We start from the raw sequence: 26,287 nt of genomic DNA on the forward strand, positions 1-26,287 counted from the left end.
GTGACGACGACGGACAGCGGGATCCGCTGGGGCACGCCGCTGGCGCGCGGGGTGCTGTGGACGACGATCCTCGGTTCGAGCATGGCCATGCTCGACGGGACGATCGTCAACGTCGCGCTGCCCCGGATCGGCGAGGAGCTCGGTGCCACGGTCGCCGGCCTGCAGTGGATCCTCGACGGCTACATGTTGGCGCTCGCCGCGCTCATCCTCGTGGCCGGCTCGCTCGGCGACCGCTACGGCCGGCGCCGCATGTACCTGATCGGCGTGGTGTGGTTCGGCATCGCCTCGGCGCTGTGCGCGATCGCCACCTCGACCACGGAGCTGGTCGTCTTCCGGATCATCCAGGGGATCGGCGGCGCGCTGCTGACGCCGGGCTCACTGGCGATCCTGCAGTCGTCGTTCGTGCACAACGACCGGGCACGCGCGATCGGTGCGTGGTCCGGGCTGGGTGGTCTGGCCGCCGCGGTCGGACCACTGCTCGGCGGTGTGCTCGTCCAGGTCTGGTCCTGGCGGCTGGCGTTCCTGATCAACTTGCCGCTGGCCATTGTCGTCGTGCTGATGGCGCTGAAGTTCGTGCCCGAGTCGCGCGACGAGACGGCCACCGGCCACCCGGACTTCACGGCCGCCGCGACGGGCGCGATCGGGCTCGCGGGGATCACCGGAGCGTTGGTCGAAGCGCCCGGCCGCGGCATCGGCGACCCGATCGTGCTGATCGCGCTGGCCGCCGGCATCGCCGGGCTGGGCGTGTTCCTCTGGCTGCAGCACCACTCCCACGAACCGCTCGTGCCGCCCAGCCTCTTCCGGAACCGGACGTTCACGCTCTCCAACGCGCTCACGTTCGTGGTCTACGCCGCGCTGGGCGCCGTGATGATGCTGCTGGTCCTGCAGCTGCAGGTCTCCCTCAACTACCCGCCGACGCTCGCGGGCCTGGCCGGCCTGCCGATCACGATCATCATGCTGCTGCTCTCGGGCCGCTCGGGTGCGCTGGCCCAGCGCATCGGGCCGCGCCTGCAGCTGGTGGTCGGACCCATCGTGATCGGCGTCGGCATGCTGCTGCTGATCCGCGTCGGACCGGGGTCCTCCTACCTCGGTTCGGTCTTCCCCGCGGTGGTCGTGTTCGGCCTCGGACTCGCGTGCACGGTGGCGCCGGTGACCGCGACGGTGCTCGCCGCGGCCCCCGACCGCTTCGCCGGTGTCGCGTCCGGAGTGAACAACGCGATCGCCCGAACGGGTGGTCTTCTTGCGGTCGCGGTGCTCCCCGCAGCCGCCGGACTCACCGGTTCGGCCTACCGCGACCCCGTCGCGCTGACGGCCGGCTGGCGCATGGCACTGCTCATCTGCGCCGTCCTGGCGATCGCCGGGGGCCTCATCGCGTTGGGGATTCACAACGGCGTGCTCGGTTCGCCGGACGATTCCGGAGACACCTCGGGTGGCGCGGCCGGGCCCGAGGCCAAGCGGACCGCGGACGACGGGTCGCCCCACCTCGGCGAGTGCTTCTCGTGCGGGGTGGACGGACCGCCGACCCACGTCCGCGCGGGCCCGGCGCGCGACTGAGCCGCTAAGCGAGCAGCTCGGCCAGCAGTTTCGGATCGACGTTGCCGCCGGAGATCACCGACACCGTCTTGCCGCCAGGCAGCTCGCCGGCGTGGTGCAGGAACGCGGCGGTGGCCGTCGCGCCGCTGGGCTCGGCCACGATCCGAGCCCGGCGGGCCAGCACGCGCGTGGCGTCGCGAATCTCGTCCTCGGTCACGGTGACGATGCCGTCGAGCACGCTCTGCAAGTGCGCGAATGTGAGGTCCGACGGCTGGGCGCGCAGGCCGTCGGCGATCGTGCGGGCCCGCCGGTCCATCGGCCACTCGACGCGGCGGCCGGCACGCAGGCTCTCGGCGGTGTCACCGGCCAGCTCGGGCTCGACGGCGATGACCTTCGCGCCGGGGCACAGCGCCTTGATCGCCGTGCCGACGCCGGAAGCGAGCCCGCCGCCGCTCACCGGCACGAGCACGGTGTCGACGTCCGGCAGGTCGGCGGCGATTTCGAGGCCCGCGGTGCCCTGCCCCGCGATCACGTCGGGATGGTCGAACGGCGGGATGTAGGTGAGCCCGCGCTCCTTCGCCAGCGCGGACGCGACCGGTTCCTGCTCGGCGATCGGCACCTCGATCACCTCGGCGCCCCAGCTCCGGGTGGCCTCGACCTTGAGCCGCGGCGCCACGTCCGGCACCACGATCACGGCGGGAATGCCGAAGGCGTGGGCGGAGTAGGCGACCGCCTGCGCGTGGTTACCGCTGGAATACGCAACCACGCCGCGTGCGCGCTCCGCGTCGTCGAGTGAGGCGATCGCGTTGTACGCGCCGCGGATCTTGAACGCGCCGATCTGTTGCAGGCTCTCGGGTTTGAGCCACAGCTCGCCTTCGGCCCAGTGCTGGCGCAGCAGCGGCGTGCGCACGGCGTGGTCGGCTACCCGCTTCGCCGCGGCCTCGATTTCGGAGATCGTCACCAATCGCATGTGGCGAGTATGTCAGGAAAGTGTGAGCCATAGTCTATCCATTGTGGACGGTCGACGTGTCCTCGCTCACGGATGGGCAACGCGGGGAGTTCCTCACGCGACTAACTCGTTGAACACGACGGGGGAAACAGGCGGGAACTAGCAGATCGGGATCATGAGCGAGGAGCGGAAAAAGACATCGGAGCAGGGCGAGAAGAAGAGTTTCCGCCCGGCGCAGGTGGTGGCGACGGCGCTGGCCGCCGTCACGGCCGCGTTGCTGGGTTCGACGCTGGGCGTGGCGGGGACCGTCGTGGGCGCCGGGGTGGCGAGCGTGATCACCACGGTCGGCGCCGAGCTGTATCTGCGTTCGCTGCAGCGCACGCGCGAGGCCGCGTTGAGGGCGCGCGCGGTGCTCGTGACGGCCGGGCAGCGCAAGGCGGGCAAGTCCGGGCTGCCGCCGGTGGACGACCCGGCGCAGATGCCGACCGTGCTCCTGCCGCTCGACCCGTCGGAGATGCCGACGGTGCGGATCTCGAAGCTCACGGGGCCGGAGCGGCCGGAGCCGGAGGAATCGTTCGCCGACAAGCTGCGGAAGCTGCGCTGGCCGATCATCATCGGGACGAGCGTGGTCGCCACGGCCGTGGCCGTCGGTATCTCGGTCGTGGTCGAGCTGGCCGGCGGGCCCGGACCCGGGATCGTCCGCCACGACCCGGGCACGAGCCAGCACCAGCAGCAGGACGAGAAAACCAACCCGCCCGCGACTTCGGAGAACAGCGCGCCGCCCAGCGAGACAGAGTCGAACACGCCGCCGCCGTCGTCCTCGTCTTCGAGCACGTCGACCAGCGAAAGCCCGACGTCTTCAAGTAGCTCGGACAGCGCTGCGCCGCCGTCGAGCACGGGCGGAGCGCCGTCGACCACGCCGAGCGCGCCGCAGACGAAGGCGGGTTCGGCGACTCCGGCCCCCTAACCGAGCCGGGACTTGAGCGCCTGCGCGGCCGCCTTCGGGTCTTCGGCGTCGGTGATGGCGCGGACCACGACGATCCGCGTCGCGCCGGCCGCCAGTACCTCCGGCAGCCGCTCGGTGTCGATGCCGCCGATCGCGAACCACGGCCGGTGGGTGCCGGTTTTCGCGGTCGCGCACACGAGGTCCAGGCCCGGTGCGTACCGGCCGGGCTTGGTGGGCGTCGGCCAGCACGGGCCGGTGCAGAAGTAGTCCACCCCGTCCTCGGCGGCGGCTGCGGTGGCCTGCTCGACCGAGTGCGTGGAGCGGCCGATCACCACGTCGTCGCCCAGAATGCGGCGCGCGAGTGGCACGGGGATGTCGTCCTGGCCCAGGTGCAGCACGTCGGCGCCCACGGCGAGGGCGACGTCGGCGCGGTCGTTCACCGACAGCAGCGCACCGTGACGCGCGCACGCTTCGGCGAGCACCTCGAGAGCCGCGATCTCCTGCGCGGCCTCGAGCGGGGCGCCGTTCGTCTTGTCCCGCAGCTGCACGATGTCGACGCCGCCGACCAGCGCCGCGTCGATGAACTCGGCGAGGTCGCCGCGCGACGAGCGGGCGTCGGTGCACAGGTACAGCCGCGAATCGGCCAGGCGGGTGCGGATCTGTGATCCGGTCAGGGCGGGCATAGCGGGGACGTTACCCGCGCGCTACGGTGGGGTGGTCCGCACGGGAGCCCGAGGCACGGGCTGAGAGGGAGCTGCCGCTCCGACCGTGGAACCTGATCCGGGTCATGCCGGCGCAGGGAGCGTGATTTCCATGAGCGAGAACCTCACCGTAGTCGGCGGCGGTGTCATCGGCCTGTCCGCGGCCTGGCGCGCGGCGGCCCGCGGCCACCGCGTCACGGTGGTCGATCCGGCACCCGCGCGCGGCGCGTCCTGGCTGGCCGGCGGCATGCTGGCGCCGGTCACGGAGGCGTGGCCGGGTGAGGAGCACGTGCTCAGGCTCGGTGAGGAGTCGCTGCGGCGCTGGCCCGCGTTCGCGCGTGACCTCGCGGCCGAGGGCACGGACCCGGGGCTGGCTTCACACGGCACGATCGTGGTCGCGTTCGACAGCGCCGACGCCGGGCACCTCGACATCCTCGCGGAGTACCTGACCTCGCTGGGCCGCGACGTCGAGCGGCTCACCGGACGGGCGGCGCGCCGCCTCGCGCCGGGTCTGGGTGCGGTGCGCAGCGGGCTGCACGTGCCGGGTGATCTGGCTGTCGACAACCGGAAGCTGCTCACGGCGCTGGTCGACGCGTGCTCGAAGCGGGGGGTCGAGTTCTCCGCTTCGCGGGTTACTTCGCTCGACCACGTGACCGGTCCCGTCGTGCTGGCCGCCGGCGCGTGGACGGGTGCGTTGCACCCGCTGCTGGCCGACGCCGTGCGGCCGCTCAAGGGCGAAATCCTGCGGCTGCGGCCGCGCCGGGGCTGCCTGCCGCCCCCGCCCTACACGGTGCGCGCGGTGGTGGAGGGCCGGCCGATCTACCTCGTGCCGCGTGCTGACGGCGAGCTCGTGCTCGGCGCGACGCAGTACGAAGCGGGCTTCGACGAGACCGTGACCGCGCGTGGCGTGCGAGAGCTGCTGGAAGGTGCCGAACGGATCCTGCCGGGTATCACGGAGTACGAGCTCGTCGAGACCGCGGCCGGGCTGCGCGCGGGAAGCCGCGACGCGCTGCCGTACATCGGCGAGCTCGGCGAAGGCGTGTACGCGGCGACGGGGCACCACCGCAACGGCTTGCTGATGGCCCCCGTCACCGCCGACGCCGTGGTCGCGTGGCTGGCCGGCGAGGCCCCACCGGGCGAGATCGGGGCGGCCGCGCCCGCCCGTTTGCTGCAGAAGGAGCGAGTCTGATGGAGATCAAGGTCAACGGGAGCTGGCGCGAGTTCCCCGACGGCGCCACCGTTTCGGAGGTGCTCGACGCGCTCGACGTGACCCGCCAGGGCGTGGCCGTCGCGGTGAACGGCGAGGTCGTGCGCCGGGGCGAGTGGGAGGCGTCGGTGGTGCCGAAGGGCGCGAACATCGACGTGCTGACCGCGGTGCAGGGAGGCTGACTGTGGACGACGCTCTGGTCATCGGCGAGCACAAGCTGTCGTCGAGGCTGATCATCGGGACCGGTGGTGCCGCGAACCTGTCGGTGCTGGAACGCGCGCTGGTCGCGTCGGGCACCGAACTCACGACGGTCGCCATGCGCAAAGCCGACTCCGACGGCGGCACCGGCGTGCTCGGCCTCGTCCGGCGCCTCGGGATCAAGCTGCTGCCCAACACCGCCGGCTGCCGCACCGCCGCGGAGGCCGTGCTGACCGCTGAGCTGGCCCGCGAGGCGCTCGACACGGACCTCATCAAGCTCGAGGTCCACGCCGACGACCGCACCCTGCTGCCCGACCCGTTCGAAACCCTGGACGCCGCGGAGCAACTGGCGGCCGACGGCTTCACTGTGCTCGCGTACACCAACGACGACCCGGTGCTCGCCCTGCGGCTCGAGGAAGCCGGCTGCGCGGCCGTGATGCCTCTGGGCGCTCCCATCGGCACGGGCCTCGGCATCCGCAACCCGCACAACATCGAGCTGATCGTCGCGCGCGCCATGGTTCCCGTCATCCTCGACGCGGGCATCGGCACCGCTTCCGACGCCTGCCTCGCCATGGAACTGGGCTGCGACGCGGTGCTGCTGTCCACCGCCGTCACGCGCGCCAAGGACCCGGAACGCATGGCCGCGGCGATGCGCGCGGGCGTCGAAGCGGGCCGCCTGGCGCGGGACGCCGGCCGGGTTCCGCAGCGCTTCTGGGCCCACGCGTCGAGCCCGCCCCGCTGACGGCTGTCGTGCGTGTGCCGGCGTAGGTGGGCCTCCGGGGGGCGCCTCGGCAACGCCCGCGTGCCGATGGGTGCGGTGGGCTGTGCCGACGGCACGAGCGCGGCGGCAGGCGAGCCGATCGGCCCCGGCTTCGGGTGTGGCGGAAGGCCCGGCCGCCGTGCGTGTGCGGCCGGTTTCGCCCTGCCGGGGGTAGCCGCGGGTAAGCCGCGGGGTGCAAGTGGGCCGCGTTGGGCGTCCTGGTCGGTGATTTCGTCCGCGCTTAACGCCGAACGTGCACCGGCAGGCCTTATGGTGGACGAAACCTTTCCGGCGCAAAGGCGGCGGGCAACAGCGGTAGGAGGAGCCAGCCGTGACTCTATCCTCGGTCCAGGACGTCTCGGGCAGGTTGTACCTGGCCGTGGGGCGGCTGTCGCGCTCGTTGCGGCAGGCGGGGGTCCCCGGGCCCGGCCACGGCGCGATCTCGGCCCTCGCCACGCTCGTCCACTTCGGTCAGCTGCGCCTCGGTGACCTCGCGGCGAAGGAGGGCGTCGCGGCGGCCACGATGTCGCGCATCATCGCCACCCTCGTCGAGGCGGGTTACGTCACGCGCGAATCCGACCCCGTCGACCGCCGCGCCTGGCTCGCCCGCGCGACGGAAGAGGGCGAGCGGCTCGTGTCCGGCGTGCGGTCCACGCGGGTGCAGGAACTTAACCGCCGCCTCGACAAACTGAGCCCGGAATACCGTGAAGCCCTCACGATCGCGCTGCCGGCCCTGGAGGCCCTGATCTCCGACGACAGCTAGCTGCCGGCGGGACACCCCGCGCGGTGCGCCTTCCGGACGGACGTGACGCGGGCGTCAGCGCACGGGCACCGCCAGACGCCCCACCGCGGGCGATTGCCGTGCGCCCGGCTGACCGCGGCCGGGACCGCTCCGCCGTACACCTGCCACCGCTCGTCGCGACCACCGACCACCAGTGCGCTGAATCGCTGCTGCGCCGCGCCCGGAGAAAAACGGGCCGCCGCCCGGAGGAAAACGGGTTGTCGCCCGGAGGAAAACGCGCCCCTGCCCGGAAGGAATCGGGCCGTCGCCTGGAGCGAATCGGGTCCCTGCCCGAGAAAAACGCGCCCCCGCCCGGACGGAATCGGGCCGCCGTCGGGAGGAAACGGCCCCCGCCCTCCCAAGGGGGGCGTCCCTGTTCCAGCCTACCGAGGTCAGCGGCCCGGAAACGGGGTTCGGCAAATCTGTGGACAACGTCGGGAAAAGCGTTTCGGCTGTGGACAAATCAGCGGCTTGGCAGCGAGCCCGCGCGCTGATGTGGTAGACGGCAAAGCCCTGTCGCGCCGGGCCCGCGAAGTCTTCGACGTCGGTGCGCGCGCTACTCGGCCCGCGAAGTCTTCGACGCGGGCGGGCGCTCCGCTCAGCCTGTGAAGCCGAACCCGGCTTCACAGGCTACGGCGCCAAACAGTACCGGCGCCGCCGCGGCCGGCTACCGGTCCTCCGGTGCCAGCCGCCAGAACGCAGACACCGGCCCCACCTTCGCCCCCATCGGGTACGAGTGCTCGACCGCGTGCGACACGAACCACTTGCCGTAGCGCGCGGCCTCGACGACCGACATCCCTTTCGCCAGCCCGGCCGTCAGCGCCGACGCCATGGTGTCGCCCGCGCCGTGGGTGTGCGGGGTGTTGAAGCGCGGGCCGGGCAGCTTCACGAACGTCGAGCCGTCGAAGAGGAGGTCGACGCACTCCGGGTCGGAGACGAGGTGGCCGCTCTTCACGAGCACGTACTCGGGGCCCAGCCGGTGCAGCGCCACGGCCGCGGTGTGCATGCCCTCGCGGTCGGTCACGGTCAGGCCGGTCAACAGGCGCACCTCGTCGAGGTTGGGCGTCAGCACGGTCGCGCGCGGCAGCAGCTCCTCGCGCAGCGCGGACAGCCCGTCGGCGTCGAAGAGCGGGTGGCCGGTCATCGACGCCGCCACCGGGTCGACCACGAACGGCACCTCGTGGTCGCGCCCGATTCCCGCGTTGTCGCACGCCGTCGCCACGGCGTGGATGATCTGCGCCGACGCCAGCATGCCCGTTTTCGCCGCGCCCACACCCATATCCGACGCGACGGCCTCGATCTGGCCGGCGACGACGTGCGGCGGGATGTCCGCGCGATCGTGGACTCCCAACGTGTTCTGTACCGTCACGGCCGTCACGGCGACGAGCCCGTGCACGCCACAAGTGAGGAATGTCCGCAAATCGGCCTGCAGTCCGGCTGCGCCACCGGAGTCGGAACCGGCGATGGTCAACGCCGACGGCGGGCTCGGGTTTTCAGTCATGGGCACTTTCCGACTTCTGGTCTAGTCCATTTGGTCAGCTGTCCTTCATCCACAGTCCATCACGGTGGCACAGTGTGAGTGCCATCGCACTATCGGTGGGTGAAGGGGTCAGGATGAAACTCGCTTCAGTGGTCGTGGCGGTCGGCGCCCTCGTCGCCACGTCGTTGTCCGGGGCAGCCGTGGCGAACGCGGACAGCCCGAAGCTCTCGCACGTGACCACGGTCGGCGTGCACAACACCTACGACCCGGCCGCGTACCCGTTCCTCGCTCAGGCGCTGGACAACGGCTCGTCGCTGATCGAGCTCGACGTGTGGCCGGACTTCGTCACCCACGAGTGGAAGGTGAGCCACTCGAACCCGTTGGGCAACAGCAACAACTGCGTCGCCGCGTCGACGACCGCCGATCTCTACCAGGGCGGGACGAACAAGAACCTCGAGTACTGCCTCGACGACATCCGCATCTGGCTCGCGGCCCACCCGGACCACACGCCGCTCACACTGAAGCTCGAGATGAAGACCGGCTTCTCGGACAACACCGGAATGGGCCCCGATGAGCTGGACGCCGCGTTCCGCGCCCACCTCGGCAGCGCCGTCTTCAAGCCGGCCGACCTGCTCGGCAGCTACGCGACGCTGGACGACGCGGCCAAGGCGGACAACTGGCCGAGCGTGGACGCCTTGCACGGCAAGGTGCTGAGCGAGATCATCCCGGGCACGGTCGAGGAGCAGAACCCCACCGACACGCTGCACACCGACGTCGAGTACGCGAACTACCTGCTGGCGCAGAAGAACGCGGGCAAGCTCGGCGACGTCCAGATCTTCCCGACCGTGCACGGCGCCGTCGGCGGCGACCCGCGCGACAAGTACGCGGCGAACCTCAAGCCGTGGTTCGTGGTCTTCGACGGCGACGCCAACGCGTGGGTCACGCAGACCGGCCCGTGGTGGTACGACGCCAACCACTACTACGTGGTGATGACCGACGGCCAGAACGTCGCCCCGGCCATCGATGACCACAACCCGACCGTCGACCAGGCCAACCAGCGTGTGGCCGAGCTGGCGGCGCAGCACGCGTCCGTGGTCACGTCCGACTGGACGGGCCTGACCACGGTGCTGCCACAGGTCGTGGCGCGCGGCTGAGTTCCACCTGGACAGTCCACAGTGGCCCCGACTGCGAAGCCGGGGCCACTGTCAGTCCACATCAGACGGTGAGGACCAATTTCCCCGTGACGCGCCCGCCTTCGCCCACCTCGTGGGCCTTCGCCGCGTCTTCGAGGGGGAACGTCTGGTCCACATGCACCTTCAGCCGGCCCGCCTCGACGAGCTCCACCAGCCCGAGAAGCCCCACGCGATCCGGCTCCACGAGGATCGGCGCCGTCCGCACGCCCCGCTTTGCCGCGTCCTCCTGAGCCCGCGTGCCGACCCCACTGGGCACGCTGATGAGCAGGCCGCCCGGCTTGAGCGACGGCAGCCAGCGCAGGTCGCCGTCCTCGCCGACGAGTCCGAGCACGACGTCGAGATCCGCCGGTGTCGCCTTCTCGTCGCGGTAGTCGATCGGCTCGTCCACGCCCAGTGACCGCAGGAAATCGTGTTTCGCCGCGCTGGCCGTGCCGAGCACGTACGCACCGCGCGCCTTCGCGATCTGCACGGCGAGGTGACCGACGCCACCGGCGGCCGCGTCCACGAGCACCCGCTGCCCACTCCGGACATCCGCGACGTCCACCAACGCCTGCCACGCCGTGAGCCCGGCCAGCGGTAGCCCGGCCGCCTCCGCGTGCGACAGCCCGGCCGGCTTGCGGACGAACTGCCGGGAGGGCGCCGTCACGTACTCCGCGTAGGCCGCGGCCTCGCGCGGGAACCACGGCATGCCGAGCACCTCGTCGCCCTGCTTCACGCCGGTGGCCCCGAAACCCACCTCTTCGACGACGCCGGACACGTCCCAGCCCAGCGTGTAGGGCGGCTGGCCCAGGAACACCTGCTGCGCCCGAGTCTTCCAGTCGACGGGGTTGATGCCGGCGGCGTGCACGCGCACCAGTACCTCGGTCGGGCCCGGCGCCGGGCGGTCGGTCTCGGTCACCCGCAGCACCTCCGGGCCGCCGAACTCCCGCTGGGTCACCACGCGCATCTCGGATCTCTCCTTCTGGTCGGTTCGCTGGGCCTTCCCCTATGCTCGGGCCAATGGTCACTTTTCGCCAGATGGCACTTCCCGGTAATGTAGGTACCTGATGGAAACCACTCGTGACCAGGACGGATCGTGGGACGTCTACCTGAAGAGCTGTCCCTGCCGCGATGTGCTCGACCTGCTCGCGAACAAGTGGACTGCGCTCGTGCTCGGCGTGCTGGAGCAGCGGCCGCACCGCTTCGGCGAGCTGCGCCGCGCCGTCGGCGGCATCAGCCAGAAGATGCTCACGCAAAACCTGCGAAACCTCGAACGCGACGGTTTCGTCAGCCGCAAGGTCTTCCCGACCACGCCGCCGACCGTCGAGTACGCGTTCACTCCGATGGGTGCTGAGGTCAGTGCCCACCTGGTGGCGCTGAGCACGTGGTCGCAGTCGAACTTCGACCGTATCCGCGACGCGCGCAACACCTACGACACGCGCTCGCTCGAACCCGTAACCTAGCCGCACCCGCACCCCAATGCGGCGTTGGTTGCGTTGAGCGCACCGAACGCCGCATTGGGGTGCTTCGGGCCGGCGGCTCAGGTGAAGCGCGGCGGCGGCTTCAGCACGCTCTTGCGGTAGTCGGTCACGGCCCGGCTCTCGGCGATGCCCGGTTTGGGCTCCAGGCCCCATTTCCGGATCATCTTGAGGGCCGCGGCCGGTTTGTTGGCCGAGACCAGCTGGTCGACCTCGAACTGCAGGTCCAAAGGCATCTGCGCCCACAGTGCGCGGGCGGCGGCGTTGTCGGTCACGGGTCCAGTGTGGCCGGTCAGTCGGCCAGTCGCCAGAACGGGGACACCGGCCCCACGCCGGCGCCCAGCGGATAAGCCTCGGCGACGCAGCGTTCGATGAACTTCTTCGCCTCGGTCACCGCCGTCGGCACATCGGCGCCCTTGGCGAGCGACGACGTGATGGCCGAGGCCATCGTGTCGCCGCCGCCGTGGGTGTTCTCCGTGTCGATGCGCACACCGCTGAGCGTCAGCACGTCGGTGCCGTCAGTCAGCAGGTCCACGCAGTCCTCGGCCTCGTAGAGGTGCCCGCCCTTCACGAGCACCCACCGAGACCCGAACTCCAGCAGCGCCTCGGCCGCCGCGCGCTGGGTTTGCGCGCCGGTGACCGTGATGCCCGTGAGCAGCCGCACCTCGTCGAGGTTCGGCGTGATCAGCGTGGCGCGCGGGAAGAGCTCCGTGCGGATGGCTTCCAGCGCCTCCTCGCGCAGCAGTGCGTGGCCGGTCATCGACGCCGCCACCGGGTCGACGACGAACGGGGTGTCCGTGTTGCGTCCGATGTGGACCTCGTCGATCGTATTCGCCACGGCCTGGATGATGTCGGCCGTGGCGAGCATGCCGGTCTTGGCCGCGTTCACGCCCATGTCGCCGGCCACGGCCTTGATCTGCGCCGTGACGACGTCGGCCGGGACCTCGGTGAAGCCCTGCACGCCGAGCGAGTTCTGCACCGTGACGGCGGTGAGCGCGACGAGCCCGTGGACACCGTGGGCGAAGAACGTGCGCAGGTCGGCCTGCACGCCCGCACCACCGCCGGAGTCGGATCCGGCGATGGTGAGGGCGGTGCGGGGGGTTTCAGTCATGACTACTGCCTCTAATAGCTGGTGGAGCTACTGCCCGACGACCGGGAGGTAGACCTTGTTGCCCTGCTCGCCGAACTCGGCCGACTTCTCCGCCATGCCGGCCTCGATGGCCTCCACAGTGGACAGCCCGTGTTCCTCGGCGTACTTGCGCACGTCGTGGGTGATCCGCATCGAGCAGAACTTCGGGCCGCACATCGAGCAGAAGTGGGCGGTCTTCGCCGGCTCCGCGGGCAGCGTCTCGTCGTGGTACGACCGCGCGGTGTCGGGGTCGAGCGCGAGGTTGAACTGGTCGTTCCAGCGGAACTCGAAGCGGGCCTTGGACAGTTCGTCGTCCCACTCGTGTGCGTGGGGGTGGCCCTTCGCGAGGTCGGCGGAGTGCGCGGCGATCTTGTAGGTGATCACGCCGGTCTTCACGTCGTCGCGGTTGGGCAGGCCGAGGTGCTCCTTCGGAGTGACGTAACACAGCATCGCCGTGCCGTACCAGCCGATCTGTGCGGCGCCGATGGCCGAGGTGATGTGGTCATACGCCGGCGCGATGTCCGTGGCGAGTGGGCCGAGGGTGTAGAACGGCGCCTCGCCGGTGAGCTGTTCCTCCAGCTCCACGTTCTCCTTGATCTTGTGCATCGGCACGTGGCCGGGGCCTTCGATCATCACCTGCACGTCGTGCTCGCGCGCGATGTGCGTGAGCTCACCGAGGGTCTCGAGCTCGGCGAACTGCGCGCGGTCGTTGGCGTCGGCGATCGAGCCGGGGCGCAGGCCGTCGCCGAGGGAGAACGTGACGTCGTACTTGCGCAGGATCTCGCAGAGTTCCTCGAAGTTCGTGTACAGGAAGGATTCCTTGTGGTGCGCGAGGCACCACGCGGCCATGATCGAGCCGCCGCGGCTCACGATGCCGGTCACGCGCCGGGCGGTGAGCGGGATGTAGCGCAGCAGCACACCCGCGTGGACGGTGACGTAGTCGACACCCTGCTCGCACTGCTCGATGATCGTGTCGCGGTAGACCTCCCACGACAGCTTCTCCGGCTCCCCGTTGACCTTCTCCAGTGCCTGGTAGATCGGCACGGTGCCCACGGGAACGGGGGAGTTGCGGACGATCCACTCACGCGTCTCGTGGATGCGCTTGCCCGTGGACAGGTCCATGATCGTGTCGGCACCCCAGCGGGTGGCCCACACCATCTTGTCGACCTCTTCCTCCACTGAGGACCAGACGGCCGAGTTGCCCATGTTGGCGTTGATCTTCACCAGGAACTTCTTGCCGATGATCATCGGCTCGCTCTCCGGGTGCTTGCGGTTGGCGGGGATCACCGCCCGCCCGCGCGCGACCTCGTCGCGCACGAACTCGGGTGAGCATCGCTCGCGCGCGGCGATGAACTCCATCTCGCGCGTGATCACGCCCGCCTTGGCCCAGCCGAGCTGGGTGTTGTGCGCGCGGCCGTCGGCCCAGCCGGCGCGCAGCGGGTGAAGTCCATTGTGGACGTCGATCTTCGCGTCCGGGTCGGTGTACGGCCCGGACGTGTCGTACACGTCGAAGTGCTCACCGTTCGACAGGTCGATGCGCCGCGCCGGAACCCGCAGGCCCGACTCGGTGCGGTGGTAGACCTTGTGCGAACCGGTGATCGGCCCCGTGGTCACGGAAGGCGTGATGGCAGGCTCGTTCTCCAGTGTCGTCAACGACGTTCACTCCCTACGCCGGCATTACCCGGTCAGGTTCATGCGGTCGGCGGCACCGGGTGTCCACAGACAGACACCAGCCGCCCTCTCAGCCCGCCAAGGCGCGAGCTCCCGCGTTGGTTATGAGGTTGTCCCTCGACCATGCCACGGCGGATCACGCGAGCACAAGGTGACTGCTCGTCCTGTGTGTTCTTCACCGGATCGGAGCAGGCGCCCGACAGGGGTTCACGTGACAGTCACCTGCCGCTTGGCGACCAGCACCGGTGGTGGCTGCAGCGGCCGTACGTGTGAATTCCCGGGTTTCGCCCGCCGTTGTTTCGGCGCGATTCAGGCCGCTGCTCACCCGGCCGGCACAATTACCTGAACGACGTTCATTCGGCACTTTATTCGATCGGCAGCTCGGCGTCCCGAGATTTGTCCCGCCCCTTCGTGGCGGACTTTTCCGGCGAGCGAGGACAAACACCAACCCGGTGACTTCATCGCGTCGCCGGGCATCCCGTGGAAACGACGAGTCTCCCGGCCGAAATCCGGACCGGGAGACTAGTCGACAAAGAAACTCAGGCCTCTACGGGCTCGTCCTTCGGCGGCAGCCAGCTCAACCCCGGCACGCCCCACTTGTTCTTCTTCAGCATCTTCTTCGCCGCCCGTGCGTGGCGGCCCACCAGGCGGTCCAGGTACAGGTGCCCGTCCAGGTGGTCCGTCTCGTGCTGCAGGCAGCGGGCGAAGTAGCCGGTGCCCTCGACCGTGATCGGCTCACCAGTCACGTCGAAACCGGTCACGCGCGCCCACGACGCGCGGCCGGTGGGGTAGGACTCGCCAGGGACCGAGAGGCAGCCCTCCCAGTCGTCGTCCGGGTCCGGCATGGTCTCGGGGATCTCGGACGTCTCCAGCTTCGGGTTCACCACCAGGCCGCGGTGCTCGACACCCTCGTCGTCGGGGCAGTCGTAGACGAACAGGCGCAGGTCGAGGCCGATCTGGTTGGCCGCGAGGCCCACGCCTTCGGCGGCGTACATCGTCTCGAACATGTCCTCGGTCAGCGTGCGCAGCTGCTCGTCGAACTCCGTGACCTCACGGGTCGGCTGGTGCAGCACGGGATCGCCGGCGATGCGGATGGGGTGGACGGTCACGAGCAGCGAGTTTAGTCGGACCCGTCCGGTACACCTGGATCGGACCGTGACGCGCCGCGCCGGATGCCCATGTCGAGCGTGGGTTCCGTGGTTGAATGGCGCCCGCGGAAGGACAGCCGACACCGATTGCGAGGACCGCATGGACGCCGCGGAGTCGATGGCTGGGGACCAGCCGTCGCCGCCGGAGAATGTGGGTGGCCTGACCGAGCGTGAGGTGGAGATCCTCACGTTCGAACGTCAGTGGTGGCGGCACGCCGGTGCCAAGGAGAACGCCATCCGGGAACGGTTCTCGCTGTCCTCGACCCGTTACTACCAGCTGCTGAACGCACTGCTGGAAAAGCCTGAGGCCATGGCGGCCGACCCGATGCTGGTGAAGCGGCTGCGCAAGACGCGCGCCGCCCGGCAGCGCAAGCGCGGCGCCAGGCGGCTGGGGATCGAACTGTCATGAGCTTCTTTTCGGGACTGTCCCGGCCCATGCGGGCCGCGGGCGTCGCGCTCGTCGGCGTCGCCGTGATCGCCGCGATCATCGGCGGCGTGACGGTGCTGTCGGGCAATGGCTCGGGCGACAACAACGCCGGGCCCACCAGCTCGAGCGGGTCGCCGTCGTCGTCGCAGTCGGCGCCGGGCTCGTCGTCCTCGGCGACGCCACCTTCGTCCTCGGCCCCGTCTTCGCCTGCTTCGTCGGCACCTGCGTCGCCACCGGCCAGCCCACCGGGGCAGCCGGGCCAGCCCGGTCAGCCTGGCCAGGCGAGCGGACAGCCGGGGCAGCCCGGCCAGCCAGGTGGTCAGCCGGGGCAGCCGGGCAACGACCAGCAGGCGTCCAACAAGTGGGTGACCGTGCGGGTCTACAACAACTCCACGATCCCGCACCTCGCCGAGCAGGCTGCCGAAGACTTCCGCGCGTCGGGCTGGAACGTGCCCGAGGTCGGCAACTACCCGCAGGGCGTGATCCCGCACACCACGGCCTTCTTCCGGCCGGGTACCGACGAGGAGGCCGCCGCGAAGCAGTTGGCCGCCGAGTTCGGCTTCCAGGCCCAGCCGCGGTTCGACGGCATCCAGAATTCGAGCCCGGGCGTGATCGTGATCATCACGAAGGACTACCAGAGCGGCCACACGGGCAGCTGACCAGCGAAAACAACGGGGGCCCCACCGCGAAGGCGGGGCCCCCGTTGCCGTCAGCGTTCCTGCTGCGCCTGCGCGTACGCCTGCAGCGTCGCCAGCTGTGCCGGGTCCAGCGACGGCCGCACGACCTCACGCGCTTTCGCCAGATGGGCGGCCGTGACCACGTGCGCCTCGAGTGACTCGCGCATCGCCGTGAGCGCGGCCTCGCGGATGAGCGCGGCGCAGTCGGCGGCGGAGTAACCGTCCAGGGTGGCCGCGATGGCCGCCAGATCCACATCGGACGCCAGCGGCGTGTTCTTCGACGTCGCCTTGAGGATCGCGGTGCGCGACTCGGCGTCGGGCGGCGGCACGTAGATGCGCCGCTCCAGGCGACCTGGCCGCAGCAGCGCCGGGTCCACGAGCTCGGGCCGGTTCGTGGCGCCCAGCACCACGACCTCGCGCATCGGCTCCACGCCGTCGAGCTCCGTGAGCAGCGCGGCGACCACGCGGTCGGCCACGCCGGAGTCGGACGACTGCCCGCGCCGCGGCGCCAGCGCGTCGATCTCGTCGAGGAAGATCAGCGACGGCGCGGCGTCGGCGGCCCGCCGGAACAGGTCGCGCACGGCTCGCTCCGACTCGCCGACCCACTTGTCCAGCAGCTCGGCGCCCTTGATCGCGAACACGTTGAGCGCGCCCGTGCCGGCAAGTGCGCGCACGAGGAACGTCTTGCCGCCGCCGGGCGGGCCGTAGAGCAGGACGCCGCGCGGCGGGTCGATGCCCAGGCGGGCGAAGGAATCCGGGTAGCGCAGCGGCCACAGCACCGTCTCGGTGAGGGCCTGCTTGACGTCGACCATGTTGCCCACGTCCTCGAGCGTCAGCCCGCCCGTGGCCAGGTTGTCCGAAGTGGACAGCGAGATCGGCCGGACGGTGGCGAGCGCGTCGAGCAGGTCGTGCTCCGAGATCCGCGGCTCGGCGACGTCACGCTGGCGCAGGGCGGCGCGCAGAGCCGCGTCGCGACGCAGGGCGATGAGGTCGGCGGCGACGAACCCGGGCGTCTTCTCGGCGAGCACGCCCAGGTCGGCACCCGGTTCCACGGGCACGTCACGCAGCAGGATCCGCAGCAGCTCCACGCGGGTCTTCGCGTCGGGCAGCGGCAGGCCGAGCTCGCGGTCGAGCAGGTCGGCGGTGCGCAACCGCGGGTCCACGGACTCGGCGCGCTGCGTCGTCGCCACCACGGCGAGATCCTCGCGGCGCATGGCCGCGCGCAGTTCCTCCAGGACGACGGTGGCCACCGGCGGCGGCTGCGTGGCCGGCAGGAGCGCGTCGACGTCGTTGATCAGCAGCACGGCGGGCCCGTCGCCCTCGGCTGCGCGGGTCACGGCCTCGCGCAGGCGGGCGTGGGCCGTGTTCGGCTCCAGGACGGCGATGTTGGGCGCGACCAACGACACCACGCGCACCTTCTCGGCCTGCGCGACGGACCGCACCAGCGTCGCCTTGCCGACCCCCTCCGGCCCCGACAGCAGCACGCCCAGGTGCGCCGACGTGCCCAGCCGCATCAGCAGCTCCGGCCGCCGGAACGCCAGGTCGAACCACTCGGCGAGCTTGCGCGCGGCCCCTTCCGCGCCGACCAGGTCGGCGACCGGCGGGACCGGTTCCGCGAGTTCCTCCGGCTTGGTCTCCTCGATGACCTCCGCGTCGAGGTAGTCCTCGGCCGCCGTCACGGCGGTGCTGCGCACGAGGGCCGTCGCGCTGCGCGTGGGCACGGTGTCGGTCGGCGTCTCGCCCGTGCGGGCGCCGTCGCGCCAGCTGACCACAGTGGACGGCCCGACCACGACCACGCCCTCCGGCTCCGTGGCGGTGACGGTGAGCAACTCGTTGGTCCACGTCGCGCCGATCGCGCGCGAGAGCTGCCCGCGCACGGCCGCGACGTCCGAACCCGGCGCCGGCGCCAAGTCCTGGGGCAGCAGCGAAACGGCGTCGCCACGAGTGAGTACCTTGCCGGTGAGCGCGAGCCGCAGCGTCTGCGGCGGCACGGACACGCTGGCCAGCCGCGAGCCGGAGACGGTGACCGTCTTGGCCGCCGCGACGTCGGCCGGCGTCACCACGATCTCGGACCCCTCGGAGACGCCGAGGTTCGACATCGTGACGTCGTCGGTCAACACCACGCCCGGCGTGCCCTCCCCGGCCGGCGCGGCCAGCGCGGCGCTGCGACGGGCGCCGGTGAGGTGCACGGCGTCCCAGGCGCGCAGGCCCAGCGCGTCGAGCACCTCGGGGTGCATCCGCACGACTCCACGCCGGGAATCCAGCGCGGACGGCGTGTGCCTGACGGTCAGCGTGATCTGCGGGTCGCTCACACCGTTCACCCTAGCGACGCGGACCCCGCCCAGGCGTCAAACGACAGGATCTCGCCCACCGGTGGCCGCGCGGCGGGGGAGAACTCACGCTGCGTCGAGTGTGCCACGGCGATGAGGCCGACCTGCGTGACGTCGGCCGGGATCCCCCGCAGGCGCGCGACGTCCGGCTCGTGGCCCGCGAGGTGGTGGCTGCACAGCGAGCTTGCCAGGCCGCGCGTGCGCAGCGCGAGCTGGAAGCTCCAGGTCGCCGGGTAGATCGAGCCGTAGTACGACGACTGCTCCGCGGCCGACGCCGGTGGCCGGCCCGGCATGCACGGCAGCACGAGCGCCGGTACCCGGTCGAGGTGGTCCACGAGGTGGCGGGCGGAGGCGAACATGCCGGTGTCGGCCAGGTGCGCGTAGTGCTGCCACACCTCGTGCGCGGCCTTCCTGGTGATCACCGCGACCTCGGCGCGCAGCTCAGGGCCCAGCACGACGATCCAGCGCTGCGCCTTCAGCAGCCGCCGGCGGCGGGCGCCTGCTGGGCGATGCGCAGGCAGTCTTCGATCACCGCTGGCTCGACCGGCCGGTCGAGGTCCAGTTTGCGGCGGACGGAACGGGTGGTGGTGAGCAGCGTTTCGTGCACTGCTCGACGCCGGGCTCGACGAGGAAGCCGCAGCCCGCGGCTACCGGTCGCTGATGGGACTCACGTTCGGCGCGGCGCTGGCCCTGGTGGACGCCGACGGCATGGGCGCGCTGTCGATGCGCAAGCTCACGGCCCGCCTCGGCGTCGAGGCGGGCCGCTCTACGACCACGTGAAGAACAAAGGTGACCTGCTCGACCGGCTCACCGCGCGCGTCTTCGAGTCCGTGCCGCTGCCGGTGCCGTCGTGGAGCTGGGAAACCCGCGTCCGCCGGCTCGCCGAAGGCCTCTGCACGGCGTTCACGTGGCACCCGGCCGTGGTGCGCGCTGGTGGCCGAGGAGGCGAACCCGCGCTCGCCCGGCGCGTTGCGCGTGATCGACGTTCTCCTGGGCGCACTGCTTGACGCCGGGCTCGACGAGGAAGCCGCAGCCCGCGGCTACCGGTCGCTGATGGGACTCAGGTTCGGCGCGGCGCTGGCCGACTCCGTCGCCGGGGACGTCGCACAGCGGGACGAACCCGTCGGCGACTGGTTCAGCCGCATGGTCACGCCGGAGGAACTGCCCAATTTGTACCGCGTGCTGCCGTCACTGGCGGACGTCGACTGCGTGCAGGACTTCCACGACCAGCTCGACCTGCTGCTCACCGGCCTGCGCGCGGCAGCGGCTCGCTGACGCGCGGGTCAGCGGCGGCGGATCCCGATCCGGCGCCAGCTCCGGCGTCGCTGGTTGGGGCCGGAACCGGCACCGCCGGAGCTGCCGGCCGCAGACCCGGAGTGGTCGCGATCCCGGATGGCCCGCGTCGCCCGCACGAAGTCGGAGCCGTTGCGCGGCAGCCGCACCGCGCGCATCGCCGCGCCCGCGACCCGGCGAGACGCCGGACGCAACCGCAGGCGCCGCTGCGAACGTGCACGGCGAATGGCGCGGCGTTCGCGCGGCGGGACCGTCCACGCCTCGGGGTGCGCGGCGAGCCAACGGTTGCGGTACACCGCGTACGGGATGTGCAGCAGGTACAGCACCAGCGCGATGGCCAGCGCCACCAACGGGAACTGGATGATCGCGGCCGCCAGGAGACCGACGCCCACCAGCAGCGGCGCGATGGCCCTGGCGGGCACCTTGACGGTCTTCAGCGACAACGTCGGGATGCGGCTGATCAGCAGCGCGGCGACGGCGATCGTCCAGGCGATCACCACGTACTGCTCGGACCACCAGCCCTCGCCCCACTGCAGCGTCGCGATGAGCGGCAGCATGGCGGCGAGACCGCCGGCCGGCGCGGGGACGCCGACGAAGAACTCCGCGGCGTAGGGCGGCTTGTCGGTGACGTCGAGCAGGGTGTTGAAGCGCGCGAGGCGCAGGATCATGCAGACGGCGAAGATCAGCGAAGCCACCCAGCCGATGCGGTCGCCGTGCGACTGCCACACGTACAGCACCAGCGCCGGCGCCACGCCGAACGAGATGCCGTCGGACAGCGAGTCGAGCTCGGCGCCCATCTTCGACGTCGCGTCGAGCAGGCGCGCGATGCGCCCGTCGAGGCTGTCGAGCACCGCCGCGATGCCGATGGCCGCGATGGCCATGGCGTAGTTGCCCGCGAGCGCGAACTGCACGGCCGACAGCCCGGCGCACAGCGCCAGCACCGTGATGGCGTTCGGCAGCAGCCGAATGCTCGGGGTGGTCACGCGGGCCATGAGATCAGCCTTCCCCCAGCGCCGGGAGTTCGGCGATCACCGTCTCGCCGCCGACCGTGCGCTGGCCCTTCGCGACGAGCACGCGGCTGCCGGGCGGCAGGTAGAGGTCGACACGGGAGCCGAACCGGATGATGCCGTAGGTGGCACCGGCGGCCACCTTGTCGCCCTCGTGGATCTCGCACAGGATGCGGCGCGCGACGAGGCCGGCGATCTGCACGACGACGAGCTCGTGGCCGTCGGCGGTGCGCATGAGCACGGAGTTGCGCTCGTTGTCCTCGCTCGCCTTGTCCAGGTCCGCGGAGAGGAACTTGCCCGGCCGGTAGGCCACCTTCTCGATGACGCCCGGGGCCGGGATCCGCTGGACGTGCACGTCGAACACCGACAGGAACACGCTCACGCGCATCCGCGGCTCGGCGGGTAGCCCCAGCTCGGGCGGCGGCACGGCCTCTTCGATGAGGGACACCAAGCCGTCGGCCGAGGCGACGGCGATGTTGTCCCGCTCCGGCGCGACGCGCTGGGGCTCGCGGAAGAACGCGGCGGTGGCCGCGGTCGCGAGCGCGCCGATCACGCCGAGGCGCTTGGAGAACCGGCGCAGCACCAGCGTCGCCGCCAGCCCGCCGAAGACGAACGGACGCCCGGCGGGGTGCATCGGCGGGATCGTCTCCCGCGCGAGCTGCACTGCGTGTGTGAGGGGATTGCCGGTGGGCTTGCCGCTCATGGATCGGTTCCCCGCTGTTCGTTGCGTTCGGAGGGAGAGGACGGGTTTCACGTCCGATTTGGGAATCACCACGCTACCGCCCGTCGGCGGGCGGACACGTCCAGGGCCGGTGGCGGCTCCACCGTCAGGGTTTCCCCGGCGCGGGTGGGCGTGCCCACAAACCGGTAACGGCTGATCGAATTCATCGACAACTCTCGGTAGTACCCGCCGTTCGGGAGCCATGCCCGGACCTGAGTCCGCCGAGGAAGCGATGTCCGTACCCGATCCGCTCACCGAGCTGCTGTGCGCCTGGCGACGGGAGATCTCCGCCGCGCCCATGCCCGTGCTCGTGGACACGGCGCGCGCCGTGCGCGTGGTCCGGGAGGCGATCCGGGCGGGCCGGGTGCATGCGTCCCCCGACGACGCATGCACCCGGACGCGGAACTGATCAGTTTAGGCGGTTTCCGGGGGTTACTGACGGTTCGTGCGGAAACCGTTACAAACTGTCACCGGTAGTTTTCCCGCCGGTAGTTGTCGCGTGGGTAGTCGTCGCGCCTGGACCGTCGGCCGATCGAGCCGACCAGCCGCAGCACCGCCAGCAGGACGATCGCGCCCAGGATCGCGACGCCGAAGCTCGGGAAGTCGAACTCGAAACGCTGCTGCTCACCCGTCGCCAGCCGGTAGATGAAGCCGCCGAGGGCCGCCCCGAGCACCCCGACGAGCACGCTGACCAGGCATCCCTGCCGGCGCCGGTCCGGTCCGCCGACGACCAGGTTCGCGAGCCAGCCGACCAGCGCGCCGAAGATGATCCAGGTGAAGAAACCCATGGCGTGAGGATACTGGCGGTTGGTTCCACAAGACATGTTGTGCAATACCTGTTGTACAACTACTCTTGTCGATTGTGTCCGACGACGTGCGGCAGATCCGCGACTCCCGTGTCCTGGCGGCGATGTCCCACCCGCTCCGCTTGCGCCTGCTCGACCTGCTGAAGCTCGACGGCCCCGCCACCGCTTCGGTCCTCGCCGACCGCACGGCGTCGGCCGTCGGCAACATCAGCCACCACCTCAAGGTCCTCGCGGCCGCAGGCCTGGTCGAAGAGGCCCCGGAACTCGCCCGCGACCGCCGCGAACGCTGGTGGCGCCGCCCTTCCCGGGCCCTGTCCTGGTCCACTTCGGACTTCGTCGGCGACCCGGTGGGCGACGCGGCCGAGGTCGTCTCCCTCGACCGGCAGGCTTCACTGTCCCGCTCTTGGCTCTCGGACCTGGAAACGGCCCCCACCGAATGGCGCGACGCCTGGTTCACCAACGAAACCTGGGCGCGCTTGTCTCCTGTCGAGGTGATGGAGCTGAGCTCCCGCGTCCTGGCCTTGTTCGCCGAGTACACCGACCGCCCCGCCCCCGACGACTCCGTCGAGCGCCGCCCGGTCTTCCTTTTCGCCCGAGGCTTCCCCGCGCAACCCTGATCCGTGGTGCGCCGCGCGTTTTCGTTGCGGAGGCGGGCTTTCTGTCGTTGTCCACAACTCGGCTTCGCTGTGGACAGCTCGGCTTTGGAGATCATTTTGTCGGTGGGGGGCGGTAAGCTCGGCAAGGGCCGCTCCCCCGAGGATGGGTGGGGGCTTTCCCAAGGTGAGTTACTGGGGGCACAGACGGCTCGGCCGCGGTCGTGAGATCGCTCGGAAGTCGTGGTCAGTTGGGCAATGTCCTTCGTTGATGGCGCAGAGCCCGTCGGGGTGTGAAAGCGACTCAGGCCGGCGGAACCCTTCGGGTACGCGACGCTGGTCAGGCGGGCGATGCCCTTTCGGGGAGCGAAGCCACGTGGGCGGGCAAGGTTGTTCGGGTGGCCGAGGGCGGGTGTGTCGGAGATGTCCTTCGAATATGCCGGGCCGGGTGTGTCGGAGATGTCCTTCGAGCATGCCGAGCGGGGTGTGTCGGCGAAGTCCTTCGAGTACGACGGGCGGTGCGTCGGCAAGGTTCTTCGAGTACGCCGAGCGGGGTGTGTCGGCGATGTCCTTCGAGTACGCCGAGCCGTTCTGGCCAACGAAGCCCTTTGCGCGCGCGAACCCGCACGGGCGGGCGACATTCGCCGGGTGCGCAAAGCCGGTCGGGCAAGCAAGGCCCTTTGTGCCCGCAAAGGCGCCGAGGCGGACAAAACCCTCGACTACCAACCGAATCCACCGCGAGCAGCAGAAGGCCCACGACCGCCCGAACCAGCCCGATAACCCATGACTGACCCGCAAATGACCACGGCCCTACGGCGAGACCGCAACTTCCGCCTCATCTGGACCGGTGAGACGATCAGCACCCTCGGCAGCGCAGTCGCCGGCACGTCGTTGCCGCTCGTCGCGTTGCTGGTCCTGCAGGCCTCGACGTTCGACGTGGCGCTGCTGGCCGCGGTCGCGTGGGTGCCGTGGTTGGTGGTGGGGTTGCCGGCCGGGGCGTGGGTGGACCGGTGGCGCAAGCGGCGCGTGATGGTGACGTGCAACCTGGTGTCGATGGTGGCGTTCGCGGCTGTCCCGGTCGGATACGTGGCCGGGTGGCTCACGGTGCCGTACCTGCTTTGCGTGGCGCTGGTCGGCGGGTTCGCGAAGGTGTTCTTCTCGCTGGCCTACCGCAGTTACGTGCCGGTGCTCGTGACCAAAGCCCAGTTGCTCGAAGCCAACGTGAAGCTCCAGGGCAGCGAGTCCGCCGCGCAGGTGGGTGGGCCTGGGCTGGCGGGGCTGCTCGCTGCCGTCGCGGGACCTGTCACCGGGGCGCTCGCCGATGCCGTGAGTTTCGGGTTTTCCGTGCTGTGCCTGCGCTACGTCCGGGCGAAGGAAAGCCCGAAGCCCCGCGCCGGCAGACGTCTGCGCACCGAGATCGCCGAGGGAATCGGCTTCATCGCGCACGACCGCTATCTGCGGTCCCTCATCGGAGCCGCCGCTGTGGCGAACCTCGCGCTCGACGGGTACGCAGCCATCCAGGTCGTGTTCCTCGTCCGCGACCTCGGCACCGGGCCGGGAGCCGTGGGGGTGGTCCTGGCCATCGCGGAGGTCGGTGGCGTCGCCGGCGCACCGTTGGCCGCGCGGCTGGGGAAGCGCGTCGGTGCGGCGCGTGCGTTCCTGCTTTGCGAAGCGCTCGCCGCACCGGCGATGCTGCTCGGTCCGTTGGCCACCCCGGGCGCCGGGCTCACGGTGTTCGTGCTGTCGGGGATGGGTGTCGCCGCGGGGATCGTCGGGTCCAACGTGCTCGTCGGAACCTTCCGCCAGACCTACTGCCCACCCGATCTCTTCGGCCGCATCACCGCGAGTTCCGCCGTCGTCAACTACGGCACGATCCCGCTGGGCGCGTTCCTCGGCGGTGTCCTCGGCGAAGCGCTGGGCGTGCGCGAGACGATGCTGGTCATGGGCGGTGTCCAGCTCGCCTCACTGGCCGTCCTGCTCACCGGCCCGCTCCGCAGCCGGAGGGACTTCCCTACAGCAGCAGCACGTCGACCTCAGCACCCTCAGCCACCTCACCAACCCCCTCCGGCAGCACGATCAGGCAGTTGGCCTGCGTGAACGCCGCCAGCAGGTGCGAGCCCGGCCCGCCCCGCGGCCCGACCACGCCGGTCACCTCGCCCTCGGTGGGCGTGTAGAAGCCCCGGCGGAACTGGCGCCGCGAGCTGGGCGAGGTCATGGCCTCCGAAAGACGCGCGCGCACGCGGCGGCGGTCGACGTCCGTATGGCCCATGGCCGATAGCAAAGCCGGCCGCAGGAAGGCTTCGAACGACACCAGCACGCTCACCGGGTTGCCCGGCAGCGTCACCACAGGCACGCCGTTCCAGTGGCCGCAGCCCTGCGGCCCGCCGGGCTGGATGGCGATCTTCTGGAACCGCACACCCTGGCCCGTCAGCGCGTCCTTGACCACCTCGTACGCGCCGGCGCTCACGCCGCCCGAAGTGATCAGCAGGTCGGCGTCCGCGAGCTTCGGTTCGATGATCTTGCGGAACTCCTCGACGTCGTCCACCACGCTCCGCACCACAGAGACGCGGCAGCCCAGCTCGCGCAGCGCGGCGGCGAGCATCACACTGTTGGACTCGTAGATCTGCCCGTGCCGCAACGGCTTCGGGGCCTCGACGAGCTCCGTGCCGGTCGACACCACGAGCACGGACAACGGCCGGTGCACCGACAGCTCGGCCAGCCCGACGGCCGCCGCGAGGCCCAGCTGCGAGTGGCCGAGCACGGTGCCGGCGCGCAGGGCCACCACGCCGTGCTCCACGTCCTCACCGGTGCGCCGCACGTGGTCGCCCGAGGACGCGGCTTTGGAGATCCGCACGTCGACAGTGCCGCCGTCAGTGTCCTCAACCATCACGATCGCATCGGCACCCGGCGGCAGCGGCGCGCCCGTCATGATGCGGTGCGCGGTGCCCGGCTCCAGCGTCGCGACGTCCACGCGCCCGGCCGGGATGTCGTCGGCCACGGGCAGCGTCACGGGCGAGCCTGGCCCGGCGCCGGCGACGTCGGCCGCGCGCACGGCGTAACCATCCATCGCGGAGTTGTCGAACGGTGGCAGCGGCACCCCCGCGTGCACGTCCTCGGCCAGGACGAACCCGGCGGCTTCGGCGAGGGGCAGGGTGGTCGCGGGCGTGCGGCCGAGCAGCTCGGTCACGGTCTCGCGATAGGCGTCGACGGAGATCACGCGGACCATCCTCCCCCTCGCGCGCGGGCGTGCAACACTCTCCCGCGGCAAGAGTCGGGGATC

29 protein-coding genes and 2 riboswitches are annotated in these 26,287 nt (G+C 70.9%); of the genes, 14 read left to right on the forward strand and 15 right to left on the reverse strand.

Going from position 1 to position 26,287, the window contains the following annotated elements:
- Entirely contained in the window at window positions 1-1,554 is a 1,554-nt protein-coding gene (locus AB0F91_RS00345) for an MFS transporter (protein ID WP_360593464.1), read from the forward strand.
- Between the two features lie 4 nt (window positions 1,555-1,558).
- On the opposite strand, the gene AB0F91_RS00350 is transcribed toward AB0F91_RS00345, so the two are convergent.
- On the reverse strand, window positions 1,559-2,503 hold the full coding sequence (locus AB0F91_RS00350) for a threonine/serine dehydratase (RefSeq protein WP_360593465.1): 945 nt from the start codon (window positions 2,501-2,503) through the stop codon (window positions 1,559-1,561).
- Between the two features lie 154 nt (window positions 2,504-2,657).
- On the opposite strand from AB0F91_RS00350, the gene AB0F91_RS00355 reads away from it, so the two are divergent.
- On the forward strand, window positions 2,658-3,449 hold the full coding sequence (locus AB0F91_RS00355; RefSeq protein WP_360593466.1) for a hypothetical protein: 792 nt from the start codon (window positions 2,658-2,660) through the stop codon (window positions 3,447-3,449).
- Here AB0F91_RS00355 and thiE read toward each other — a convergent pair.
- Window positions 3,446-4,111 carry a thiamine phosphate synthase gene (gene thiE / locus AB0F91_RS00360; RefSeq protein WP_360593468.1) on the reverse strand — a complete coding sequence of 222 codons (666 nt, stop codon included), beginning with the start codon at window positions 4,109-4,111 and terminating at the stop codon, window positions 3,446-3,448. The genes AB0F91_RS00355 and thiE overlap by 4 nt on opposite strands.
- Before the next feature lie 30 nt (window positions 4,112-4,141).
- Window positions 4,142-4,247: riboswitch (TPP riboswitch) on the forward strand.
- Between thiE and thiO the strand changes: the two genes are divergently transcribed.
- From thiO to AB0F91_RS00380, 4 genes are all read left to right on the forward strand, one after another.
- The gene (thiO, locus tag AB0F91_RS00365) at window positions 4,242-5,318 is read left to right on the forward strand and encodes a glycine oxidase ThiO (protein WP_360593469.1); all 1,077 of its coding nucleotides are present in this window, start codon (window positions 4,242-4,244) and stop codon (window positions 5,316-5,318) included. (Overlaps the previous riboswitch by 6 nt.)
- A complete protein-coding gene (gene thiS, locus AB0F91_RS00370; RefSeq protein ID WP_285972039.1) occupies window positions 5,318-5,518 on the forward strand; it encodes a sulfur carrier protein ThiS in 201 nt (66 codons plus the stop codon). Before thiO ends, thiS begins: the two co-directional genes overlap by 1 nt.
- The gene (locus AB0F91_RS00375) at window positions 5,515-6,276 is read left to right on the forward strand and encodes a thiazole synthase (protein WP_360595076.1); all 762 of its coding nucleotides are present in this window, start codon (window positions 5,515-5,517) and stop codon (window positions 6,274-6,276) included. The genes thiS and AB0F91_RS00375 overlap by 4 nt, the downstream gene beginning before the upstream one ends.
- A gap of 349 nt (window positions 6,277-6,625) precedes the next feature.
- Window positions 6,626-7,057 carry a MarR family transcriptional regulator gene (locus AB0F91_RS00380; protein WP_220244679.1) on the forward strand — a complete coding sequence of 144 codons (432 nt, stop codon included), beginning with the start codon at window positions 6,626-6,628 and terminating at the stop codon, window positions 7,055-7,057.
- Window positions 7,058-7,742: 685 nt separating this feature from the next.
- Here AB0F91_RS00380 and thiD (AB0F91_RS00385) read toward each other — a convergent pair.
- On the reverse strand, window positions 7,743-8,576 hold the full coding sequence (gene thiD, locus AB0F91_RS00385) for a bifunctional hydroxymethylpyrimidine kinase/phosphomethylpyrimidine kinase (protein ID WP_360593472.1): 834 nt from the start codon (window positions 8,574-8,576) through the stop codon (window positions 7,743-7,745).
- A 113-nt stretch (window positions 8,577-8,689) separates the two neighbouring features.
- Between thiD (AB0F91_RS00385) and AB0F91_RS00390 the strand changes: the two genes are divergently transcribed.
- Entirely contained in the window at window positions 8,690-9,709 is a 1,020-nt protein-coding gene (locus AB0F91_RS00390; protein ID WP_360593473.1) for a phosphatidylinositol-specific phospholipase C domain-containing protein, read from the forward strand.
- A gap of 61 nt (window positions 9,710-9,770) precedes the next feature.
- Here AB0F91_RS00390 and AB0F91_RS00395 read toward each other — a convergent pair whose 3' ends face one another.
- Window positions 9,771-10,694 (reverse strand): NADP-dependent oxidoreductase, encoded by a 924-nt coding sequence (locus AB0F91_RS00395; protein WP_360593475.1) that lies wholly within the window; start codon window positions 10,692-10,694, stop codon window positions 9,771-9,773.
- Window positions 10,695-10,794: 100 nt separating this feature from the next.
- Between AB0F91_RS00395 and AB0F91_RS00400 the strand changes: the two genes are divergently transcribed.
- A complete protein-coding gene (locus AB0F91_RS00400) occupies window positions 10,795-11,190 on the forward strand; it encodes a helix-turn-helix domain-containing protein (RefSeq protein ID WP_360593477.1) in 396 nt (131 codons plus the stop codon).
- 77 nt (window positions 11,191-11,267) lie between these two features.
- On the opposite strand, the gene AB0F91_RS00405 is transcribed toward AB0F91_RS00400, so the two are convergent.
- The 4 genes from AB0F91_RS00405 to AB0F91_RS00420 form a co-directional block, all read right to left on the reverse strand.
- A complete protein-coding gene (locus tag AB0F91_RS00405) occupies window positions 11,268-11,480 on the reverse strand; it encodes a hypothetical protein (RefSeq protein ID WP_360593479.1) in 213 nt (70 codons plus the stop codon).
- Window positions 11,481-11,497: 17 nt separating this feature from the next.
- Window positions 11,498-12,316 (reverse strand): bifunctional hydroxymethylpyrimidine kinase/phosphomethylpyrimidine kinase, encoded by an 819-nt coding sequence (gene thiD, locus AB0F91_RS00410; RefSeq protein ID WP_360593481.1) that lies wholly within the window; start codon window positions 12,314-12,316, stop codon window positions 11,498-11,500.
- A 27-nt stretch (window positions 12,317-12,343) separates the two neighbouring features.
- Window positions 12,344-13,987, reverse strand: coding sequence for a phosphomethylpyrimidine synthase ThiC (gene thiC / locus AB0F91_RS00415; RefSeq protein ID WP_360593482.1), 1,644 nt, complete (start codon window positions 13,985-13,987; stop codon window positions 12,344-12,346).
- Window positions 13,981-14,112, reverse strand: a riboswitch (TPP riboswitch). It overlaps the preceding gene by 7 nt.
- A 432-nt stretch (window positions 14,113-14,544) precedes the next feature.
- Window positions 14,545-15,114 (reverse strand): peptide deformylase, encoded by a 570-nt coding sequence (locus tag AB0F91_RS00420; RefSeq protein ID WP_360593484.1) that lies wholly within the window; start codon window positions 15,112-15,114, stop codon window positions 14,545-14,547.
- Between the two features lie 139 nt (window positions 15,115-15,253).
- On the opposite strand from AB0F91_RS00420, the gene AB0F91_RS00425 reads away from it, so the two are divergent.
- Together AB0F91_RS00425 and AB0F91_RS00430 are read left to right on the forward strand one after the other, a co-directional pair.
- A complete protein-coding gene (locus AB0F91_RS00425; protein ID WP_360593485.1) occupies window positions 15,254-15,562 on the forward strand; it encodes a DUF3263 domain-containing protein in 309 nt (102 codons plus the stop codon).
- Window positions 15,559-16,239 carry a LytR C-terminal domain-containing protein gene (locus AB0F91_RS00430; protein WP_360593487.1) on the forward strand — a complete coding sequence of 227 codons (681 nt, stop codon included), beginning with the start codon at window positions 15,559-15,561 and terminating at the stop codon, window positions 16,237-16,239. The genes AB0F91_RS00425 and AB0F91_RS00430 overlap by 4 nt, the downstream gene beginning before the upstream one ends.
- Window positions 16,240-16,289: 50 nt before the next feature.
- Here AB0F91_RS00430 and AB0F91_RS00435 read toward each other — a convergent pair whose 3' ends face one another.
- The 3 genes from AB0F91_RS00435 to AB0F91_RS00445 are packed head-to-tail and all read right to left on the reverse strand — an operon-like array spanning window position 16,290 to window position 19,194.
- A complete protein-coding gene (locus tag AB0F91_RS00435; RefSeq protein ID WP_360593488.1) occupies window positions 16,290-18,569 on the reverse strand; it encodes an AAA family ATPase in 2,280 nt (759 codons plus the stop codon).
- A gap of 5 nt (window positions 18,570-18,574) precedes the next feature.
- Window positions 18,575-19,042 carry a nitroreductase gene (locus tag AB0F91_RS00440; RefSeq protein WP_360593490.1) on the reverse strand — a complete coding sequence of 156 codons (468 nt, stop codon included), beginning with the start codon at window positions 19,040-19,042 and terminating at the stop codon, window positions 18,575-18,577.
- A 20-nt stretch (window positions 19,043-19,062) separates the two neighbouring features.
- Window positions 19,063-19,194 carry a hypothetical protein gene (locus AB0F91_RS00445; RefSeq protein ID WP_360593491.1) on the reverse strand — a complete coding sequence of 44 codons (132 nt, stop codon included), beginning with the start codon at window positions 19,192-19,194 and terminating at the stop codon, window positions 19,063-19,065.
- A gap of 182 nt (window positions 19,195-19,376) precedes the next feature.
- Here AB0F91_RS00445 and AB0F91_RS00450 point away from each other — a divergent pair, with 182 nt between their 5' ends.
- A complete protein-coding gene (locus tag AB0F91_RS00450; RefSeq protein ID WP_360593493.1) occupies window positions 19,377-19,862 on the forward strand; it encodes a TetR/AcrR family transcriptional regulator C-terminal domain-containing protein in 486 nt (161 codons plus the stop codon).
- 8 nt (window positions 19,863-19,870) lie between these two features.
- On the opposite strand, the gene pssA is transcribed toward AB0F91_RS00450, so the two are convergent.
- Together pssA and AB0F91_RS00460 are read right to left on the reverse strand one after the other, a co-directional pair.
- The gene (gene pssA, locus AB0F91_RS00455; RefSeq protein WP_360593495.1) at window positions 19,871-20,872 is read right to left on the reverse strand and encodes a CDP-diacylglycerol--serine O-phosphatidyltransferase; all 1,002 of its coding nucleotides are present in this window, start codon (window positions 20,870-20,872) and stop codon (window positions 19,871-19,873) included.
- 4 nt (window positions 20,873-20,876) lie between these two features.
- A complete protein-coding gene (locus AB0F91_RS00460) occupies window positions 20,877-21,590 on the reverse strand; it encodes a phosphatidylserine decarboxylase (RefSeq protein ID WP_360593497.1) in 714 nt (237 codons plus the stop codon).
- Between the two features lie 220 nt (window positions 21,591-21,810).
- On the opposite strand from AB0F91_RS00460, the gene AB0F91_RS00465 reads away from it, so the two are divergent.
- The gene (locus AB0F91_RS00465) at window positions 21,811-22,017 is read left to right on the forward strand and encodes a hypothetical protein (RefSeq protein WP_360593499.1); all 207 of its coding nucleotides are present in this window, start codon (window positions 21,811-21,813) and stop codon (window positions 22,015-22,017) included.
- Between the two features lie 58 nt (window positions 22,018-22,075).
- On the opposite strand, the gene AB0F91_RS00470 is transcribed toward AB0F91_RS00465, so the two are convergent.
- The gene (locus AB0F91_RS00470; RefSeq protein ID WP_360593501.1) at window positions 22,076-22,396 is read right to left on the reverse strand and encodes a GlsB/YeaQ/YmgE family stress response membrane protein; all 321 of its coding nucleotides are present in this window, start codon (window positions 22,394-22,396) and stop codon (window positions 22,076-22,078) included.
- Between the two features lie 71 nt (window positions 22,397-22,467).
- On the opposite strand from AB0F91_RS00470, the gene AB0F91_RS00475 reads away from it, so the two are divergent.
- Window positions 22,468-23,031: a helix-turn-helix domain-containing protein gene (locus AB0F91_RS00475; protein ID WP_360595077.1), complete on the forward strand. Its 564-nt coding sequence runs from the start codon at window positions 22,468-22,470 to the stop codon at window positions 23,029-23,031.
- A 759-nt stretch (window positions 23,032-23,790) separates the two neighbouring features.
- Window positions 23,791-25,104 carry an MFS transporter gene (locus AB0F91_RS00480; protein WP_360593503.1) on the forward strand — a complete coding sequence of 438 codons (1,314 nt, stop codon included), beginning with the start codon at window positions 23,791-23,793 and terminating at the stop codon, window positions 25,102-25,104.
- On the opposite strand, the gene glp is transcribed toward AB0F91_RS00480, so the two are convergent.
- Window positions 25,019-26,224 carry a gephyrin-like molybdotransferase Glp gene (glp, locus tag AB0F91_RS00485; RefSeq protein WP_360593505.1) on the reverse strand — a complete coding sequence of 402 codons (1,206 nt, stop codon included), beginning with the start codon at window positions 26,222-26,224 and terminating at the stop codon, window positions 25,019-25,021. The genes AB0F91_RS00480 and glp overlap by 86 nt on opposite strands.
- Between the last annotated feature and the right edge of the window lie 63 nt (window positions 26,225-26,287).

The sequence above is a fragment of the Amycolatopsis sp. NPDC023774 genome (assembly GCF_040639695.1).
Lineage (GTDB): Bacteria > Actinomycetota > Actinomycetes > Mycobacteriales > Pseudonocardiaceae > Amycolatopsis.